This window comes from Geobacillus sp. E263 (assembly GCF_007197795.1).
Classification (GTDB): domain Bacteria; phylum Bacillota; class Bacilli; order Bacillales; family Anoxybacillaceae; genus Parageobacillus_B; species Parageobacillus_B toebii.
In genome coordinates this window covers 3,200,069-3,217,926 of sequence record NZ_CP041632.1, presented here as the reverse complement: position 1 = coordinate 3,217,926, position 17,858 = coordinate 3,200,069, and the positions used below count along the sequence as shown (strand labels likewise).

Annotated in this window: 14 protein-coding genes, 1 pseudogene and 2 riboswitches; of the genes and pseudogenes, 9 read left to right on the top strand and 6 right to left on the bottom strand. The window is 40.7% G+C overall.

Features of this window, described 5'->3' with window-relative positions:
• Positions 1-59 precede the first annotated feature (59 nt).
• Complete coding sequence (groL, locus tag FNL97_RS16365; RefSeq protein ID WP_143416195.1) at positions 60-1,679, top strand: chaperonin GroEL; 1,620 nt, start codon at positions 60-62, stop codon at positions 1,677-1,679.
• A gap of 260 nt (positions 1,680-1,939) precedes the next feature.
• Here the strand turns inward: groL and FNL97_RS16360 are convergent, their stop codons facing one another.
• Together FNL97_RS16360 and FNL97_RS16355 are read right to left on the bottom strand one after the other, a co-directional pair.
• Positions 1,940-2,929 carry a cation:proton antiporter gene (locus tag FNL97_RS16360; protein ID WP_286173410.1) on the bottom strand — a complete coding sequence of 330 codons (990 nt, stop codon included), beginning with the start codon at positions 2,927-2,929 and terminating at the stop codon, positions 1,940-1,942.
• Between the two features lie 263 nt (positions 2,930-3,192).
• A pseudogene (locus tag FNL97_RS16355) lies at positions 3,193-3,870 on the bottom strand (Nramp family divalent metal transporter); the annotation flags it as partial.
• 152 nt (positions 3,871-4,022) lie between these two features.
• Between FNL97_RS16355 and FNL97_RS16350 the strand changes: the two are divergent.
• The 6 genes from FNL97_RS16350 (at position 4,023) to FNL97_RS16325 (ending at position 12,343) form a co-directional block, all read left to right on the top strand.
• Positions 4,023-4,973 (top strand): AAA family ATPase, encoded by a 951-nt coding sequence (locus FNL97_RS16350; RefSeq protein ID WP_062677493.1) that lies wholly within the window; start codon positions 4,023-4,025, stop codon positions 4,971-4,973.
• An 8-nt stretch (positions 4,974-4,981) separates the two neighbouring features.
• Positions 4,982-6,172, top strand: coding sequence for a DUF58 domain-containing protein (locus tag FNL97_RS16345; protein WP_143416194.1), 1,191 nt, complete (start codon positions 4,982-4,984; stop codon positions 6,170-6,172).
• A complete protein-coding gene (locus FNL97_RS16340; protein ID WP_012748985.1) occupies positions 6,166-8,352 on the top strand; it encodes a DUF4129 domain-containing transglutaminase family protein in 2,187 nt (728 codons plus the stop codon). Before FNL97_RS16345 ends, FNL97_RS16340 begins: the two co-directional genes overlap by 7 nt.
• Before the next feature lie 40 nt (positions 8,353-8,392).
• Positions 8,393-8,494: riboswitch (purine riboswitch) on the top strand.
• A gap of 61 nt (positions 8,495-8,555) precedes the next feature.
• On the top strand, positions 8,556-10,094 hold the full coding sequence (gene guaA / locus FNL97_RS16335; RefSeq protein WP_143416193.1) for a glutamine-hydrolyzing GMP synthase: 1,539 nt from the start codon (positions 8,556-8,558) through the stop codon (positions 10,092-10,094).
• 94 nt (positions 10,095-10,188) lie between these two features.
• A riboswitch (purine riboswitch) is annotated at positions 10,189-10,290 on the top strand.
• Between the two features lie 98 nt (positions 10,291-10,388).
• A complete protein-coding gene (locus FNL97_RS16330; RefSeq protein WP_143416192.1) occupies positions 10,389-11,714 on the top strand; it encodes an NCS2 family permease in 1,326 nt (441 codons plus the stop codon).
• Between the two features lie 86 nt (positions 11,715-11,800).
• The gene (locus FNL97_RS16325) at positions 11,801-12,343 is read left to right on the top strand and encodes a GNAT family N-acetyltransferase (RefSeq protein WP_143416191.1); all 543 of its coding nucleotides are present in this window, start codon (positions 11,801-11,803) and stop codon (positions 12,341-12,343) included.
• Between the two features lie 106 nt (positions 12,344-12,449).
• On the opposite strand, the gene FNL97_RS16320 is transcribed toward FNL97_RS16325, so the two are convergent.
• The 4 genes from FNL97_RS16320 to FNL97_RS16305 are packed head-to-tail and all read right to left on the bottom strand — an operon-like array spanning position 12,450 to position 15,195.
• Positions 12,450-12,893 carry a NisI/SpaI family lantibiotic immunity lipoprotein gene (locus FNL97_RS16320; protein ID WP_012748989.1) on the bottom strand — a complete coding sequence of 148 codons (444 nt, stop codon included), beginning with the start codon at positions 12,891-12,893 and terminating at the stop codon, positions 12,450-12,452.
• Positions 12,894-12,945: 52 nt separating this feature from the next.
• Positions 12,946-13,734: a lantibiotic immunity ABC transporter MutG family permease subunit gene (locus FNL97_RS16315; RefSeq protein ID WP_143416190.1), complete on the bottom strand. Its 789-nt coding sequence runs from the start codon at positions 13,732-13,734 to the stop codon at positions 12,946-12,948.
• Position 13,735: 1 nt separating this feature from the next.
• Positions 13,736-14,482, bottom strand: a complete 747-nt coding sequence (locus FNL97_RS16310) for a lantibiotic immunity ABC transporter MutE/EpiE family permease subunit (RefSeq protein ID WP_003253344.1) — start codon at positions 14,480-14,482, stop codon at positions 13,736-13,738.
• 14 nt (positions 14,483-14,496) lie between these two features.
• Positions 14,497-15,195 (bottom strand): lantibiotic protection ABC transporter ATP-binding protein, encoded by a 699-nt coding sequence (locus FNL97_RS16305; protein WP_012748992.1) that lies wholly within the window; start codon positions 15,193-15,195, stop codon positions 14,497-14,499.
• A 332-nt stretch (positions 15,196-15,527) separates the two neighbouring features.
• Between FNL97_RS16305 and FNL97_RS16300 the strand changes: the two genes are divergently transcribed.
• The gene (locus FNL97_RS16300; protein WP_003253340.1) at positions 15,528-16,229 is read left to right on the top strand and encodes a response regulator transcription factor; all 702 of its coding nucleotides are present in this window, start codon (positions 15,528-15,530) and stop codon (positions 16,227-16,229) included.
• Positions 16,216-17,646, top strand: a complete 1,431-nt coding sequence (locus FNL97_RS16295; RefSeq protein ID WP_003253339.1) for a HAMP domain-containing sensor histidine kinase — start codon at positions 16,216-16,218, stop codon at positions 17,644-17,646. The genes FNL97_RS16300 and FNL97_RS16295 overlap by 14 nt, the downstream gene beginning before the upstream one ends.
• The last annotated feature ends 212 nt before the right edge of the window (positions 17,647-17,858 follow it).

The window sequence follows — 17,858 nt, the reverse complement described above, 5'->3', positions numbered from 1 at the left end:
GCAAAAATAATACTTAACAAAATACTTAACGATTCTATTTCATAAGGAGGTAACGGGGTATGGCAAAAGAAATTAAATTCAGCGAAGAAGCTCGTCGTGCGATGTTACGTGGTGTGGACAAATTAGCTGATGCGGTAAAAGTAACGTTAGGTCCAAAAGGCCGTAACGTTGTATTAGAGAAAAAATTCGGTTCTCCATTAATTACGAATGACGGTGTAACGATCGCGAAAGAAATCGAATTAGAAGATCCATTTGAAAACATGGGTGCGAAGCTTGTTGCTGAAGTTGCAAGCAAAACAAACGATGTTGCTGGGGACGGTACAACAACGGCAACAGTTTTAGCGCAAGCAATGATCCGCGAAGGATTGAAAAACGTTACAGCTGGCGCTAACCCAATGGGCATCCGTAAAGGTATTGAAAAAGCGGTCGCTGTGGCAGTAGAAGAATTAAAAGCAATCTCCAAACCAATCAAAGGAAAAGAATCGATTGCTCAAGTTGCGGCTATCTCTGCAGCTGACGAAGAAGTTGGCCAATTAATCGCAGAAGCAATGGAACGCGTTGGTAACGACGGTGTTATCACATTAGAAGAATCAAAAGGCTTCACAACAGAATTAGATGTTGTGGAAGGTATGCAATTTGACCGCGGTTATGCATCTCCATACATGATTACAGATACTGAAAAAATGGAAGCAGTGCTTGAAAATCCATATATCTTAATCACAGACAAGAAAATCTCTAACATCCAAGACATCTTGCCTATCTTAGAACAAGTAGTTCAACAAGGCAAACCATTATTAATCATCGCAGAAGATGTCGAAGGCGAAGCACTTGCGACATTAGTAGTGAACAAACTTCGCGGTACATTCACTGCCGTAGCAGTTAAAGCTCCTGGCTTCGGTGATCGTCGTAAAGCAATGCTTGAAGACATTGCAATCTTAACTGGCGGTGAAGTCATCTCCGAAGAACTAGGCCGTGACTTAAAATCTACAACAATCGCATCACTTGGCCGCGCTTCAAAAGTTGTTGTAACAAAAGAAAATACAACAATCGTAGAAGGCGCTGGCGATTCTGAACGCATTAAAGCCCGCATCAACCAAATCCGTGCGCAATTAGAAGAAACTACTTCGGAATTCGACCGCGAAAAATTGCAAGAACGTCTAGCAAAATTAGCTGGCGGCGTAGCGGTAATCAAAGTTGGTGCGGCTACAGAAACAGAATTGAAAGAACGCAAATTGCGCATTGAAGACGCGCTTAACTCTACTCGTGCCGCTGTGGAAGAAGGTATCGTAGCCGGCGGTGGTACAGCATTAATGAACGTATACAATAAAGTTGCTGCGATCGAAGCAGAAGGCGACGAAGCAACTGGTGTGAAAATCGTTCTTCGCGCAATCGAAGAGCCAGTTCGCCAAATCGCACAAAACGCTGGTTTGGAAGGCTCTGTCATTGTTGAACGCTTAAAAACAGAAAAACCTGGTATCGGCTTCAACGCTGCTACTGGTGAATGGGTAGACATGATTGAAGCTGGTATCGTTGACCCAACAAAAGTAACTCGTTCTGCACTTCAAAACGCAGCTTCTGTTGCCGCTATGTTCTTAACAACGGAAGCAGTTGTTGCTGACAAACCAGAAGAAAACAAAGGCGGCAACCCAGGCATGCCTGACATGGGCGGAATGATGTAATCCCTATAAAAAACAAGGAACACTGGGAGTGACCCCGGTGTTCCTTTTCTTTTTGGATAGAGGGAAGAGAAGAAACGGAGTCTACAGTATTTGCATAGAGAGGTCTTCTTTTGGAATGTAAACATCTTTTAGACCGATCGGTTGCATGAATACGTCCCTGAGTTGCCGCTTGTCCGGTAACTGAGCGTCCACTCGGGGGGGAAGCAAATAAGAGATGGATCTGAAGTAAGCGAATGGTAAAGAAGGCGTTGCAGATGCTATTATTTTTCTGCAGTTTCCAGTTGTTCCTTCTGCTTCTCTTTTATTACCTTCTTATCCCATTTAAATACTTTATTGAGTAGTTTATATATACTTTTACTTTCTTTGGCAAAGAGCGGCCCCAATATCGCGAGCATGAGAACGTAAAGTGCGGTAAAAGGAGTTAATATAGGGTTTAACCCCGCTGTAATCCCCAGATTCGCAACAATAATGGAAAATTCCCCACGCGCAGTGATCGTCAAACCAATGTTTGTAGAGGCTTTGTAGGACAATCCAGCCCTTCTCCCAGCGATCGTCCCTGCCACGATATTTGCTATTAGAGTGACGATAACGGCCCCTAATGATAACCAAAACGCATGAATTAAGGTTGACGGTTCAATACTTAAACCGAAACTAAAGAAAAAAATCGCTCCAAAGAAGTCACGGAATGGAACAACTAAATGTGCGATTCGATCACGGTGTTCCGTCTCCGAAAAGACAAGCCCGAGCAGTAAGGCTCCGATGGCTTCAGCGACGTGAATCGTTTCGGAAAAACCGGCAACAAAGAAGAGAGTAGCAAAGATGACGATGATAAATATTTCATCGGATTTGATATTTAACCATTTGTTCAGTAGAGGGGCACCTTTTCGAGCGATGATAAAAAATAGCAACATATAAGCGACAGATGTGAAAACAGATAGGCTGATTCCAAAAAGGGAGGTGGAGCCAGCTAGCAAAACACCTGACATCGTCGTCAAAAATAAGGCAAGGAAGATATCATCAAAAAGGATCATCCCTAAAATGAGCTCTGTTTCAGGATTGGCCGTTCTCTTTAAATCGACAAGCACTTTAGCCACGATGGCACTTGATGATACACTGAGGAGCCCGGCAATCAGAAGCGTTTCCATCCATGGCATTCCGACGGCCTTGCCGTAAAGCAATCCTAAAACAAAGTTCATTATGACATAGATGGTGCCACCAACTACAATGTTTTTTCCGGACTTAAATACCATTTTTGTTTATATCTAATTCTTACAACAAATGGTCCCTTTCCTGTTATCTATTTGGGTTATAGTTATTATAACAGTAAAAAAGGTTCTTTTCACTGTTTTTGTCTTGGTTGACTGTTTGAAGGCAGGCGAGAGGGAAATACATATGTCAGTTGCCCCGCCTTTCTATATCTTTTCCTTTGTTTTGCGTTACACGAAAGACAATAAAAAATCATTATGTGGACGATAGAAAAAAACATCCTGGCAGCTCCAGGATGTTTTTTTATTCAGGCAAAAAGGTTGCGCAGTTCGTTCACCGCCAATACGGCAAACAAGACGAGGCAAAGAATCAACAATAAGTTGGACAGCCAATGGTTGCGTCTTCCTTCCGGTAGCTCTTTTTTCGAATTTAAAAGCCACAGTAGTGTAATCGCCAAAAATGGCATAAATAATGCTCCTAACGCACCGTAGACGATAATTAATCCAACCGGTTTGCCGATAAAATGCAAAAGCATCGGTGGAAATGTGAGCCAAAAGACGTAAAAGCGGAATGCTTTTGTTTGATTGAGTTTTTCTTTATCAATGTTCAATTTTCGTACATTGCGGATAAAATCGGCGAACAAATATGACACTCCGTTCCATACGCCGATTACCGACGTAAAGGAGGCAGACCAAAATCCAAGCAAAAACAGCCAGCGCGCTGCCGGATGCAGCTCATTGCCCATAATGGAGGCGAAGGAGACAAGCCCTTGCTCGCCGCTGATGCTTGTGTCTGTTCCGTATAACAAGGCGGCACCAAGCACAAGTAGCGACAACGTAAAAATCGCTGTTACAATGTAAGCGATAGCGGAATCATAGCGCATCGGCGAAATGTAGGAGGGTCCTTTCCAGCCGTTTTCTTGAATCCAATAGCCGTATGATGCCATTGTAATCGAGCCGCCGACGCCGCCGATTAATCCGAGCGCGTAAAGGAGGGATCCTTAATAAAAATTATTTCAAAAATTATGTATATTAGTTATTATAATATTAAATAATTGAGGAAATGAAATGTCCACAGCCAAAAGTTTTATCATCATAACAATATGACTGCCATCCTAAAAGTAAAGGAGCTTCATTCATGACGGTAAAAGAAATGTTACAGCCTTCGATAGAACAAGTTGTAGAAAATATCGAGAAAGTGATTGTGGGGAAAAGAAACGTAGCGATATTAAGCCTTGTTGCACTGCTGGCCAAAGGACATGTGCTTTTGGAAGACGTTCCCGGCGTCGGCAAAACGATGCTGGTGCGCGCGCTGGCCAAATCGATCAACGCGCAGTTTAAGCGGATTCAATTCACCCCTGACTTGCTTCCGAGCGATGTAACAGGCGTGTCTATTTATAACCCGAGAGAGAGGCAATTTGAATACAAGCCCGGGCCAATTATGGGGAACATCGTGCTGGCCGATGAAATCAACCGTACGTCGCCGAAAACGCAATCGGCGCTTTTGGAAGCGATGGAAGAGGGAAGCGTTACAGTGGACGGGGCGACAAGACCGTTGCCGCGTCCGTTTTTCGTCATGGCAACGCAAAACCCGATTGAATATGAAGGAACATATCCGCTCCCGGAAGCCCAGTTGGACCGCTTTTTATTGAAGCTAAACATGGGATATCCATCCCCTGAGGAAGAGGTGGGAATATTAAGCCGAGTGGAAAAAGCGCCGCCTATTGAGGGAATTCGCCCTGTAATGGCTTTGGATGAGCTGCTGGAGCTGCAGCGGCAGGTGACGAAAGTATACGTTAGCGATCCTATTAAGCGTTACATCGTTGACATCGTGCAGCGAAGCCGTTCGAACGCGTCCGTTTACCTAGGAGTAAGTCCGCGGGGGTCTGTTGCGCTGATGAAAGCGGCACAAGCGTATGCGTTTATGCACGGACGGGAATTCGTTGTCCCTGATGATGTGCAGTTTTTAGCGCCATATGTATTGTCTCATCGCATGATTATTAAATCAGAAGCAAAGTTTGACGGGCTCACAGCGGAAGAGATTGTCGCCCAAATTATCGCTAGAACTCCTGTTCCAATTCAAAGGTAGTGAAACGGATGAGAAAACGAACGCGCTTTATTCGGCAAGTTTTTGGTTTATGTAGTTTATTTGTGATCCTTTTTTCATATGCGATGTTTCAGGGAGGCTTTGTCAGTTGGTTTTTGTTTTATAGTTTTCTTCCATTTGGTCTTTATTCACTAGCAATTGCCGTCTATCCGTTTCATCGCGTCATTGTGAGGCGAGTGATTCATCAGCGGAAGTTTCATGCCGGCGATTCGCTTACGGCAACGGTCGAAGTGCGTTTTCCGATTTGGTTTCCATTTGTGGCGTTGACGATGGAGGAAGCCGATGTTCCTTTACTTAAGATGGAACAGACAAAAGTAACGATTCCATTTATTTGGAAACGAACGTTTTCTTACACGTATGAATTGCGCGAGCTGCCGCGAGGGGAACATGTATTTTCCGCGCTTCGCCTTACCGCTACGGACTTTTTCGGACTGATAGAAAAGAATTCGATCCATTTCGCAGAAGAAACGATTTTAGTATATCCTCGCTATATCGATATCATGTACCGAAAAGCGGGACAACAGTTTGACCAAGGAATGGCCGCTTCCTTGCTACAGATTCATCGAGATATGACGATGGCTGTGGGGGTTCGGGAATATGCGCCAGGCGACCGCTTTTCATGGGTTCATTGGAAAGCATCTGCCCGCAAGCAACGGTTGATGACAAAAGAGTTTGAAGAACGGCAGCGGGATGATTTGATCGTTGTACTTGATCGTACACCAACATCATTGTTTGAAGAGATCGTGACATTTGTTGCTTCTTTTTTGCGGGCCGCTATTAAACAAGGGGTGCAGACAGGACTTGTATCCGTTGGCAGCGACCGCACCATCTTTCCTGCTCGAAATGGTGAGGAGCATCTACAGCGCTTGTTTTATCATTTAGCAAAAGCAGCTTGTGATAGTCATGAGCCATTTGCGCGCGTTATTTCCAATGAAAGAGCAAACTGGAGAGCGACCGTTGCTTTTTGCTATGTTACTTCTTATTTACAGAAAGAGCTGGTTTTCACGTTAGGCGAAATGTCTGCACGCCGCCATAAGGGAACCGTGTTTCTTATCAAGGATGATTTGACGAAAGAGGAGCGGAACTGGATGGAAGCGCTGCGCCACAAAGGAATCCATGTTGTGGTCGTATCGCCGCGAAATATAATGACGACCTTGCATAAAGGCAGGGATGAATGGTGAATGCAATTAAAAATCTCGGGAAGAATCTGCTTATATATGGGTTGGCTTGCTGGCTGCTGATCGAATGGCTTCTTCCGCTAGAAACGGTGTCTGATACCAGGAATGTGCAAGTCTTTATTTGGTTTGTGTCTGTTTGTTTTCTTCTTTATTTGTTGCGGATTCCAGTGTGGCTTTCTGCTTTTATAAAGATTGCATATATGGTCTGTGCGTTAAACACATTGTTTTACCATGTTTCTTATCTGCAGGTGCTGAAGCTGCTTGTTCGGGAAATTGTTGATCACGTCCCTATTTTATTTTCGATGCGTTGGGCGGAACTGACCAACTCGTTTCGCAGCTTTCTTTTTTTTCTTTTGTTATGGATGATGGCGTATTTACTGCATTATTGGCTATTTACGCAAAAACGGCTGTTTTTCTTTTATGTCCTGACTGTTACGTACATTACGGTACTAGATACGTTTACCATGTTTCGTGGAAACGGTGCGATTATTCGTTTAGTCGTCTTTGGTTTTTTCCTCTTAAGCTTCCTGCATATAGAACGGTTGCGTGAAAAGGCATCGATTGCAGGCGGAATCAGAAAATGGACGGTTTTCTGCTTATGCCTAATTGGACTAGCTTTCATCTGCGGATATTTTAGTCCCAAACTGCCGCCTAAATGGCCGGATCCGGTGGCGTTTGTGAGAAGTGATGCAGCCCCGCAAGAGGAAAAACGGAATGATCCTGCTTTAGCGAAGGTGAAAAAAATCGGCTATGGGCAAAATGATTCGCGGCTTGGCGGTCCATTTATTGCCGATGATACGGTCGTTTTTATTGCCGAAGACCAAAAGCGGCATTATTGGCGTGTCGAAACGAAAGATATTTATACAGGAAAAGGATGGGAAAGCTCGGATAGTGTGCAAGTAAAAACATTTGAAAAAAATACAGATATCGGTTATTCTTGGTGGAATCTATCGGTGAAAAAACAAACGATGACAGCTAGCATCCATATAAAGGAGCCTTATTTCCATATTGTTTACCCTCTTGGGCTAAAGGCAATAGATACGCCTGAAGACATTGTGTTTCGTTTGGACACGGCAACGGAAAAAATGTATGCAACTGATCGTTCAGCTTATGCGATTATGTTAAGGACATATAATATTACTTATGAATATCCGACGTTCTCCATTGATAAATTAAACGCCGCACCGCCAGTGCAAGATGAGGGGTTAAAAAAGCGATATACGCAGCTTCCTGAAAGCGTACCGAAACGAGTGCGCGATTTGGCGAAACAAATCGTAAAAGGAAAGCAAACACAGTATGAACAAGTAAAAGCAATTGAGCAATATTTTCACATGAACGGATATGTGTATGAAACGAGTGATGTTGCTATTCCAGGGGAAAAGGATGACTACGTCGATCAGTTTTTATTTGAAACAAAAAAAGGATATTGTGATAATTTTTCCACTTCGATGGTTGTGCTCCTACGTTCTCTTGGTATTCCAGCACGTTGGGTGAAGGGATATACGTCGGGGCAACTAATAGAAGGAGCAACTTTGGGAGAGGAAGAAGGAAAAAATGTATATCAAGTGACGAACAAGGATGCGCATTCATGGGTGGAAGTGTATTTTTCCGGAATCGGCTGGGTTCCGTTTGAGCCAACGCAAGGGTTTGCGAACCCATATGAGTTTACCGATTTGCAATCTACGCCGGAAACAGCGCCGGTTCCTCGACAGCGTAGGCTCGAGCAAGGCCGTGTTCCTATAAAAGATGTGATGGAGCAAGATCGGTCTTCTTCATCAAGTGTGAAAGAAACATTCGCCAGCTTTTTAGACATTTGGTCATGGAAGCGCATCACGATTGTAGTGTCTATATTGCTTGCTTGTGCATTAGTGCTGTACAAAACGAGACGGAAATGGTGGCCGTATGTTACATTGTTTCTATTCAAATACAAGCGGGGTAATGACCGATTTACGAAAGCGTATCTTTCTTTACTCCGTCACTTGGATGATTATGGATTAAAACGGAAACAAGATCAAACGCTAAGACAATACGCCGCATATGTCGACGATTGGTTTCAAACAAAGGAAATGACGAAGTTGACATTGTTATATGAAAAGGTGATTTATCAACAAGAAACCGTTCGGGTTGAATGGGCGGAAGTGAAAGAATTATGGGAAAATTTAATTAAAAAAACGGCATCTTGACCGCTGATAGATAGAGTTGATAGAATGGATTAAAATTTAATGAAATCATCATATGTACCTTCATATATCCTCGGTAATATGGTCCGAGAGTCTCTACCGGGTCGCCGTAAACGACCCGACTATGAAGGCGGAATTAACTAGAATTTTGCCTTTATAGTTGTCGGGGGCGATTCTAGTTTTTTATTTTGCGATGAGGTGATGACATGGAACAAAAACAGGAAATGATTATTGTTCTAGATTTTGGAAGCCAGTATAACCAATTAATTACTCGCCGCATTCGCGAGTTTGGGGTATACAGCGAATTGCATCCGCATACGATTACAGCGGAAAAAATTCGAGAAATGAATGTAAAAGGAATCATTTTTTCCGGCGGCCCAAACAGTGTATATGACGACAATGCGTTTACGTGTGATCCGCAAATTTTTGAGCTTGGGCTGCCGATTTTAGGAATTTGTTATGGCATGCAGCTAATGACCCATCATTTAGGCGGAAAAGTGGAAAAAGCGACACATCGCGAGTACGGAAAGGCAACGATTCAAGTAAAGAACACTTCAGCGCTTTTCGAGCGTCTCCCAGACGAGCAAGTGGTCTGGATGAGCCACGGCGATTTAGTCACTGCTCCGCCAGAGGGATTTACTGTAGATGCTGTTAGCGCTTCTTGTCCAATTGCGGCAATGAGCAATGAGGCGAAAAAGTTTTACGCGGTGCAATTCCATCCAGAAGTGCGCCATTCCGTTTACGGAAACGATATTTTAAGAAATTTCGTATTTGACGTGTGCCAATGTAAAGGCGATTGGACAATGGAAAGCTTTATCGATAGCGAAGTGCGCAAAATTCGCGAGCTTGTTGGAGATAAAAAAGTGCTTTGCGCGTTAAGCGGCGGTGTCGATTCTTCCGTGGCGGCTGTGCTTGTGCACCGCGCCATCGGCGATCAACTCACATGTATTTTTGTCGATCACGGGCTCCTTCGCAAAGGAGAAGCAGAAAGCGTCATGAAAACATTCCGCGAAGGATTCCATATGAACGTTATTAAAGTGGATGCGAAAGAACGCTTTTTATCAAAATTAAAAGGGGTAACCGATCCGGAACAAAAACGGAAAATCATCGGAAACGAGTTTATTTACGTATTTGACGATGAAGCGGCAAAATTAGAAGGAATAGAGTTTTTAGTACAAGGGACGCTTTATACGGATATTATCGAAAGCGGCACGGCGACAGCACAGACGATCAAGTCTCATCATAATGTCGGCGGTCTGCCGGAAGATATGAAATTCAAACTCATCGAACCGCTTAATACGCTGTTTAAAGATGAAGTGCGCGCACTCGGAACGGAATTAGGCCTTCCAGACGAAATTGTTTGGCGGCAGCCGTTCCCAGGACCAGGATTAGGCATTCGCGTGCTTGGCGAAGTGACAGAAGAAAAATTAGAAATCGTCCGTGAATCGGACGCGATTTTACGGGAAGAAATCAAAAAAGCGGGACTTGATCGGGAAATTTGGCAATATTTCACGGTGCTTCCGGACATTCGCAGCGTCGGTGTGATGGGTGATGCCCGCACATATGACTATACGGTCGGCATTCGCGCTGTTACATCGGTGGATGGCATGACAGCGGATTGGGCGCGCATTCCTTGGGAAGTGCTTGAGAAAATTTCTACGCGTATCGTCAATGAAGTGCCGCATGTCAATCGAGTTGTATACGATATTACAAGTAAGCCGCCGGCAACAATCGAATGGGAATGATTTCTAAAAACGAACAAAAGACGAACATTTATCGTTAAATGTTCGTCTTTTTTATTGACATATAGTTATTCTGTTGATAAAATGTACATAAAACACGAATATTGTCAAAATACGTCGTATAATCCCGGGAATATGGCTCGGGAGTTTCTACCAAGCTACCGTAAATAGCTTGACTACGAGGTATAATGGGGTAGAGAGTGCATTTTTTGTCCTCTCTATATTCATTATCCCTCTTTAGTCAACGCTTCTGGTAGCTTACTAGAAGCGTTTTTATTTTTATAGGGGGGATAGTAAATGAAAAAGTATTTCCAGTTTGAAGAGCTCGGCACGAATTACCGTACAGAGATCATCGCTGGGCTTACAACGTTTTTGTCGATGGCGTACATTTTGTTTGTTAACCCGTTTACGCTGTCATTAGGAGCAGTAAAAGATTTTCCAGACGAACTGCGGATTGACCAAGGTGCGGTATTTGTTGCGACCGCGCTTGCTGCGGCGTATGGATGTATTTTAATGGGGATTTTAGCGCGTTACCCGATTGCGCTAGCGCCAGGGATGGGACTAAATGCATTCTTCGCATTCACAGTTGTTTTGCATATGCAAATCCCATGGCAGACGGCGTTGGCGGGAGTATTCGTATCAGGGGTTATTTTTACGATTTTATCTTTGACAGGCATCCGCGAAAAAATTATTGATGCGATTCCAGTGGAGCTGAAATACGCTGTCGGCGCCGGAATCGGATTGTTCATTACGTTTATCGGACTGCAAAATGCGGGAATCATTGTAGATAATCCGGCAACACTAGTAAGTTTGAGCGATTTGAAAGACGGAAATACGCTATTAGCTATTTTTGGTTTGTTTGTGACGATAATATTGATGGTCAAAAAAGTAAATGGCAGCGTATTTTACGGTATGGTCATTACCGCGATTGTCGGCATGATTTTCGGTTTAATTAAAGTGCCCGATCAAATCGTCGGTGCCATTCCGGATATTTCTCCGACGTTTGGCGTTGCGCTTGAGCATTTACCGGACATTTTTTCGTTGAAAATGCTCGGAGTCATCTTAACCTTTTTCATTGTCGACTTTTTTGACGCAACAGGGACGCTATTAGCAGTAGCGAATCAAGCAGGGCTGTTAAAGGATAATAAACTGCCTCGCGCGGGGAAAGCATTGCTTGTTGATGCAACGGCGGTCATGGTTGGCGCCGTGCTTGGAACATCGACGACGACTTCTTATGTCGAATCATCGGCAGGGGTCGCGGCTGGCGGCCGTTCCGGTTTTTCTGCGGTAGTAACAGGAATTTTGTTTTTGCTGTCGCTATTTTTCTCGCCGTTATTAAGTGTTGTTACCGCGCCTGTCACCGCCCCGGCGTTGATTATTGTTGGTGTGTTAATGGTATCTTCGATTGGAGAAATCGATTGGAAAAAACTCGAAGTTGCAATTCCGGCGTTTTTCACGTTAATTACGATGCCGCTTTCGTATAGCATTGCGACAGGGATTGCGGTTGGATTCATCTTTTATCCAATTACGATGATTTTAAAAGGACGCGGCAAAGAAGTTCATCCGATTTTATATGCGCTATTTGTCATCTTTATCTTATACTTTGTCTTTTTAAGGGAATAGAAAAAGAGTCCGCCAAAACGGCGGGCTTTTTTATTTGGATTTGGTATAATAGTAGAAAAAATTTATAAAACTGGGAGGGGGACGCTATGTTTATCCACCGCCTGGATGAAGAAGCGTGGCTGAAGTTGCTTACAGTGGAAGATGCAGAACGGTTATTTGCGTTAGTTGATTCATGCCGTCCGCATTTGCGGAAGTGGCTTCCGTGGGTGGATTCAACAAAAACAGTAGAGGATTCGAAAGCGTTTATCGCGGGGGGATTGCAGAAATTTGCCGCTGGAAACGGCTTTGAAGCAGGGATTTGGCATAAAGGACAATTAGCGGGAGTCATTGGACTTCATTATATTGATCGCGCGAATAAAAAAACAAGCATTGGCTACTGGCTGGGGGAGCAGTTTCAAGGGCTTGGATTAATGACGAAAGCGTGCAAAGCGTGTATCGACTATGCCTTTAATGAATTGAAATTGCATCGTTTGGAAATCCGTTGCGCAGTGGAAAATGAACGAAGCAGGGCAATTCCTGAGCGATTAGGGTTTACAAACGAAGGGACGATCCGGGAAGCAGAATGGCTTTACGACCATTTCGTCGACCATGTGGTGTATGGAATGCTTGCAAGAGAATGGAAACATTAAGCGAATAAGAAGAGGATGTCACACGATGATCTTTTGTGGCATCCTTTTTGACGAAGAAAAACTGTTTGATGACGATATAAAAAAAGTGTCCGCAAAACCAGTACAGTTATTTTTTTATTTTTGCGACACGATATTCATTATTGACTACAACTGCAATTTTTTCGTCTGGGCTTATATTTTTTATGCTATATACCCAGCCAAAGTTTAAATGAAACCTTTTCTCTTCTTTTTTATTTGGGAGAATTTCCACTTCCCTAAGTTCTTTTTTGCTTAGTATTTCATTTTTCTCATTAATTGTAATGCTTTGGGAAACTCTCCCAATAGGTTTTTGTAAACTGCCAGGTTTAATGACTGATTTTTGGATAATATAAGTCTTATCTTTGTAGGTTATTTCCTTAAAGTTTTGTTTGTTTAATTCATATATCGGTAATCTTTTATCAATCGCCATATTTTTTGATGCTGTGTGTTTCAGCTCACTGATAAGCGAACACCCTCCTAAGGAGGTTGAAGCGATCAATAAAAGAGATAATATAGAATTTTTTATTTTCAATACATATTTCTCCTTTCCTGTTTCATAATACTTAACAAGATTATTTTTGTTATTATTCGTACGACTTGTTTCCTTCCCACCGATTAAACCACATGATTCCACCGATTGTTACCAATACAAAACATATTATCGATGGCATAATGCCTTTTACCAGTTCTTGAAGAAAGAGCTCTGATGGTTGTATCCCATCTGCCAGCTTTGCTTCAGGCATCAACAATATGGGGATTTTCGAAAGTCTGACAGCCCAAGCCCAAGGGATAAATGGCCAAATGTCATCCCCCACCACAGTTGCTCCAATGATAGCTGAAACAAGGAAACCGCCTCCGCCAATAGCTATAGATGCTCCCATCCCATATGCAAAGCTAATGAATATATGCATGGAAAAAAGAATGAGTGAACCAATCACAGATAACAGTGCCCCTTGCAAAAATAATCCGCAATAAACATTGTCTACATGTAATATATAATCCATTCCTAACAGCATAAGGGAAGTTGCCAAAAATATATCCATAATTGCTAATAAAATCAGCAAAACTAGTTTACTGACATAAAGTTGTGCTCTTGAAACAGGTGCTGCTAACAGGCCAACAAAATTTCCTGCTTTTTCTTCCTGATGCGATATAAGACCTGTAAGCAGAGAAACAATGACAGGTAACGAGACGGTTAGCACCTCAAAAAAGCCGCTGTATATCTTCATTTGCCATGATAAAGGATCATTGTATTTAGAAAAATACCATAACATACAAACTGGATAAGCGATTGGTATGGCAAACACGATAAGCCTAATCGATGTACGTTTCGTCTTTACCCATTCGGAAGATAGAACTTGAAGAAATGACAATTCAGTTCACCTCTTTTTTCGAAAACCAAATCGCTGTTGCAAATGACAGCATAATAAAAAATACAATAGAGACGGCAATTCCCAATGGAATGACGGAAGGATTTAACAATGGGCTTCCTGTTTCCAGCGGGGTTCCATTTGGGTGAACACCAACAATGGGAGACATCAGTCTCATTCCCCAGCTCCACGGAATATAAATCCAATAAGGCTCTGGGGCCATCACTACTCCTATGACAATGCCTAAAACATTAACAATAATCGAAATTGCTGTTCCGAATCGTTCTGCGAAAAACAAGCCTATAGGGATGTATGCTAAAGATGTGACCCAAACAGCAAGGCTTGCTTGTATTACTACGACTGCTGATGTAATGCTGCTTGGCAGAAAAAATTTTAATATGAACAATAAGAGGATGAGTTCGATAGATGATAACAGTGTATAAAGGGCAACTACAATGATTTTGCTGAACCACATATGTGCGATACTGATATCATGACATCGCAAAACTCTATAGTTTCCTGACTTTTTTTCCCTCATTGCAGAAAGTGAAGATATCAGCGCTGTCCCTAACGGCATAAATATTAATGGCCACCAATTGAATACCGTATATTCAAAGTAATTATATTTTGAATGAATAGAAGGCATTGTAATAATGGCATATAATATAAAAAATAAGGGGGAAATATATACAATTTTTTTAGTAAATGTACGCTTATATTTTAAGTTTTCTGATTGTATCATATTTAGCATTATTTAACTCCTCCCTATTTCGCTTTTTCACTGACTACATCCATAAACAGTTTTTCTAAATCTTTGTTTTTCTCTATTTCACCTTGATATTTGAGTTTTCCATGATGAATGATGCCAATGTGGTCTGCCAATTGTGCTACTTCTGATAAAATATGACTTGATAAAATGACAGTCATTCCTTGTGACGGGAAGGATCTTATAAGCTTGCGCAATTCTTGTATACCTAGTGGATCAAGTCCGTTTGTTGGCTCATCGAGAATAAGAAGCTTGGGATGATTTAAAAGTGCTTTGGCAATGCCTAATCTTTGCTTCATACCGAAAGAAAATTGCGATACTTTCTTTTTCCCGGTGTTTTCTAAACCAACTATTTTCAACACTTCTTGTATTCTTGATTCTGGTAAATGTAATACTTTTGTGTGAACGAGAAGATTCTCATAAGCGGTCAAATTGCCATAAAGAGCCGGTGATTCAATAAGTACACCTATGTCTTTAAGGTCTTTTCTGCTCCATGGATGACCGTTAAATATAATTTCGCCAGATGTAGGATGTAAAAGCCCTGTTAACAGTTTTAAAGTCGTTGATTTGCCGGCTCCGTTTGGTCCAAGCAGTCCGTAGATGGTGTTTGTTTTTACTTTTAAAGAAACATTGTCTACTGCTAACTGTTTACCAAAAGATTTACTTAATTTATTGGTTTGCAAAATATATTCTTCCATTTCTATTCCCCTTTCATGGCTTGGAAATTTGCAAACATGTTGTATTAGTTTAAGCACGCCCATAGTTTTTTAATTTCCTCACTTGCCCCTGCTGTATGGATTTATTAGATGTACAGCTTGATATTAGTCTGCAATTATAAAGATTTTATAATGAATGATGATTTTTTATTATTTTCTTATGGAATATAAAAAATATTAGAAAAACATTAGATTTTCTATTTATATTTTAGATTGCAAAGATGTTCGGTATTGTTTTTAGAGAAATAGCCGCTGGGATGTTATAATTGAGGAACGATCCTAATGAATCGGTCTACATGTGAGGATGTCGGGAGATGAATAAAAAGAAAATCCTAGTCGTTGATGATAATGAAGATATTTGCCTCACGATAAAACAATACCTTGAGCTTTATCATTACTTTGTTGAAGCTGTTCATAGCGGGAGTGAGGCATTACTACGAATTATTAATAATAATTTTGACTTAATTATATTGGATATTATGATGGAAGGCATTGATGGAATGGAATTGTGCAGCATGATCCGCGACAGGGTGGATTGTCCGATAATATTTGTAAGTGCAAAAACGTTGGAAGAAGACAAAATTCAAGCCCTTTCCGTGGGTGGAGATGACTATATTAGCAAACCATTTAGCTTGAAGGAGTTAAAGGCAAGAATAGATTGCCATTTAAGACGGGAAGAGCGAATAAGATCGAATGAAAGACAGCTTCTGAGCTCTAAAAATATTACTATCGATCTTTTGGCTAATGAAGTTTTTTGTAAAGGTGTTAAATTACATTTAACAAAAAAAGAATACGAAATTATTAAACTATTAATGTTGAATAAAAATATGGTTTTTTCGAAAGAGAGAATTTTTGAAAGCGTATGGGGATTGGATTCAGAAAGTCAATTAGAAACAGTTACAGAGAGCATCAAAAACATTAGAAAGAAAATTCGTTCTCTAGATCCGGAACATTCTTATATAAAAACACTGTACGGATTAGGATATAAATGGGATGTGACATATGAAAAAGGATAAAACGATAAAAAGAGATTTTTATTTATTGGTTGTTAAGGTCTTCCTATCAACTCTTATATCAACGTTTATCACGTACGTATGCTTATTTTTGTTTATATTTGTGCTAACGAATAACAATACTATCAAGCCATCTAACTATTACGTTAAGTACATCGATTCCATTGAAAAAAAGATCAAAGAAAATTCATCATCAATTTTAAAGGGACAATTAATTGATTTAAAGTCCTATCATGAAAATATCCAAGGTGAAGTTTTGGATATCAACGGTAATCATATGTATGGGGATAAGGGAATTGTAGACGGCAGAATCGATTTCAGCAAAGTCATCAATCATGAGATTGTGAAAGGAAAGTATGTTTATAGATATATACCTGTCCAGCATAATAATTCTATCCAAGCTGTGTATGTCATTAAGGCCCCTTTTGGTTTTTTTATTAATAATATAAAGGACAATCCCGGAGCAGTATTTATTTATATTTTACTGCTGATCTCGCCATTACTATTTTTTATTATTTATTTGATTTTATTTACATCTAAACTATATAAGTCATTGTTTAATAATATCAAAGTATTGCTTCAGGCTGCAGATAAGATTTCGAATGGAGATTTTGACTTTCAGGTTCATGGGCTTAGAAGAGATGAATTTATCAAAATCCAAAATTCTTTCAATACCATGATCAACGCACTGAAAGAAACCATTGAAAATCTATCAAAGATAGATGATGAACGCAAGATGATGGTGTCATCGATTGCCCATGACATAAGAACCCCTTTGACCGTGATCCAAGGACAAATGGATTTGATTGCTGATTTGAAAAACCAAGATAATTTCGATATCACTCCCCATCTAGATATTATCCGCAATAATTGTTATAAAATGGTCATGCTTACAGATAATTTATCGCTATTATATAAAGTAGAAAAGGCGGATTTTTTATTAAATATTAAGAAGATTGATTTGAATAAAATGCTTATGGAGAAGAAGCAAGAGATATCAGCGGTGGCTCATAATAAAAGAAACTTAGCTATTAAGTTTGACATCAATTTAAATAAACAATTTTATTTACTTGACGAGTCAATGTTAGGGAGGGTTTTGGATAATATTTTATATAACAGCCTAAGATTTACAATGAGTGGAGAAATTAAACTTGAAGTACATGATGAAGTGGACGAACATGGCAATAAAATTTATTTTAAATGCATGGATACAGGAATCGGGTTTAGGCAAAAGGATACATCCATTTTGTTTGAAGCGTTTTATCAAGATAAACAATATAGAAATCATATTGGTTTAGGCCTTTATATTTCTAAAAAAATTGTTAACAATTATGGTGGGGAGATTTGGGCTTACAATAACGAAAAGGGCGGGGCAACCGTTGAATTTTATATTAAAGAATTCTCCGATTCCCTGCTTTAGCTGTTGTTTTGGCAAGCAGCATAATAGCCCTGTCGTTTGTGATATCAATTTTATTTTTTGGAATCATCGTTCTAAAATTCTATAGAAGGATATTTTTTATCAGCAATGTCTGTCAGAAGGACATCATTGTCCTTCTTTTTGGAGTCTCTCTATATCTTATAGCAGATGGTGGTTTAATTCGTTGGAGAGCGCGAAAGGTGTATTTCTTTTTT

Excerpts from the sequence above, each read along its gene's own strand:
- FNL97_RS16345 (WP_143416194.1), top strand. The coding sequence starts at position 4,982 with ATGAGAAAACGAACGCGCTTTATTCGGCAAGTTTTTGGTTTATGTAGT.
- FNL97_RS16295 (WP_003253339.1), top strand. The coding sequence starts at position 16,216 with ATGAAAAAGGATAAAACGATAAAAAGAGATTTTTATTTATTGGTTGTT.
- FNL97_RS16360 (WP_286173410.1), bottom strand. The coding sequence starts at position 2,929 with ATGGTATTTAAGTCCGGAAAAAACATTGTAGTTGGTGGCACCATCTAT.
- FNL97_RS16325 (WP_143416191.1), top strand. The coding sequence starts at position 11,801 with ATGTTTATCCACCGCCTGGATGAAGAAGCGTGGCTGAAGTTGCTTACA.
- FNL97_RS16310 (WP_003253344.1), bottom strand. The coding sequence starts at position 14,482 with ATGCTAAATATGATACAATCAGAAAACTTAAAATATAAGCGTACATTT.
- FNL97_RS16330 (WP_143416192.1), top strand. The coding sequence starts at position 10,389 with ATGAAAAAGTATTTCCAGTTTGAAGAGCTCGGCACGAATTACCGTACA.
- groL (WP_143416195.1), top strand. The coding sequence starts at position 60 with ATGGCAAAAGAAATTAAATTCAGCGAAGAAGCTCGTCGTGCGATGTTA.
- FNL97_RS16340 (WP_012748985.1), top strand. The coding sequence starts at position 6,166 with ATGGTGAATGCAATTAAAAATCTCGGGAAGAATCTGCTTATATATGGG.
- FNL97_RS16300 (WP_003253340.1), top strand. The coding sequence starts at position 15,528 with ATGAATAAAAAGAAAATCCTAGTCGTTGATGATAATGAAGATATTTGC.
- guaA (WP_143416193.1), top strand. The coding sequence starts at position 8,556 with ATGGAACAAAAACAGGAAATGATTATTGTTCTAGATTTTGGAAGCCAG.
- FNL97_RS16350 (WP_062677493.1), top strand. The coding sequence starts at position 4,023 with ATGACGGTAAAAGAAATGTTACAGCCTTCGATAGAACAAGTTGTAGAA.
- FNL97_RS16305 (WP_012748992.1), bottom strand. The coding sequence starts at position 15,195 with ATGGAAGAATATATTTTGCAAACCAATAAATTAAGTAAATCTTTTGGT.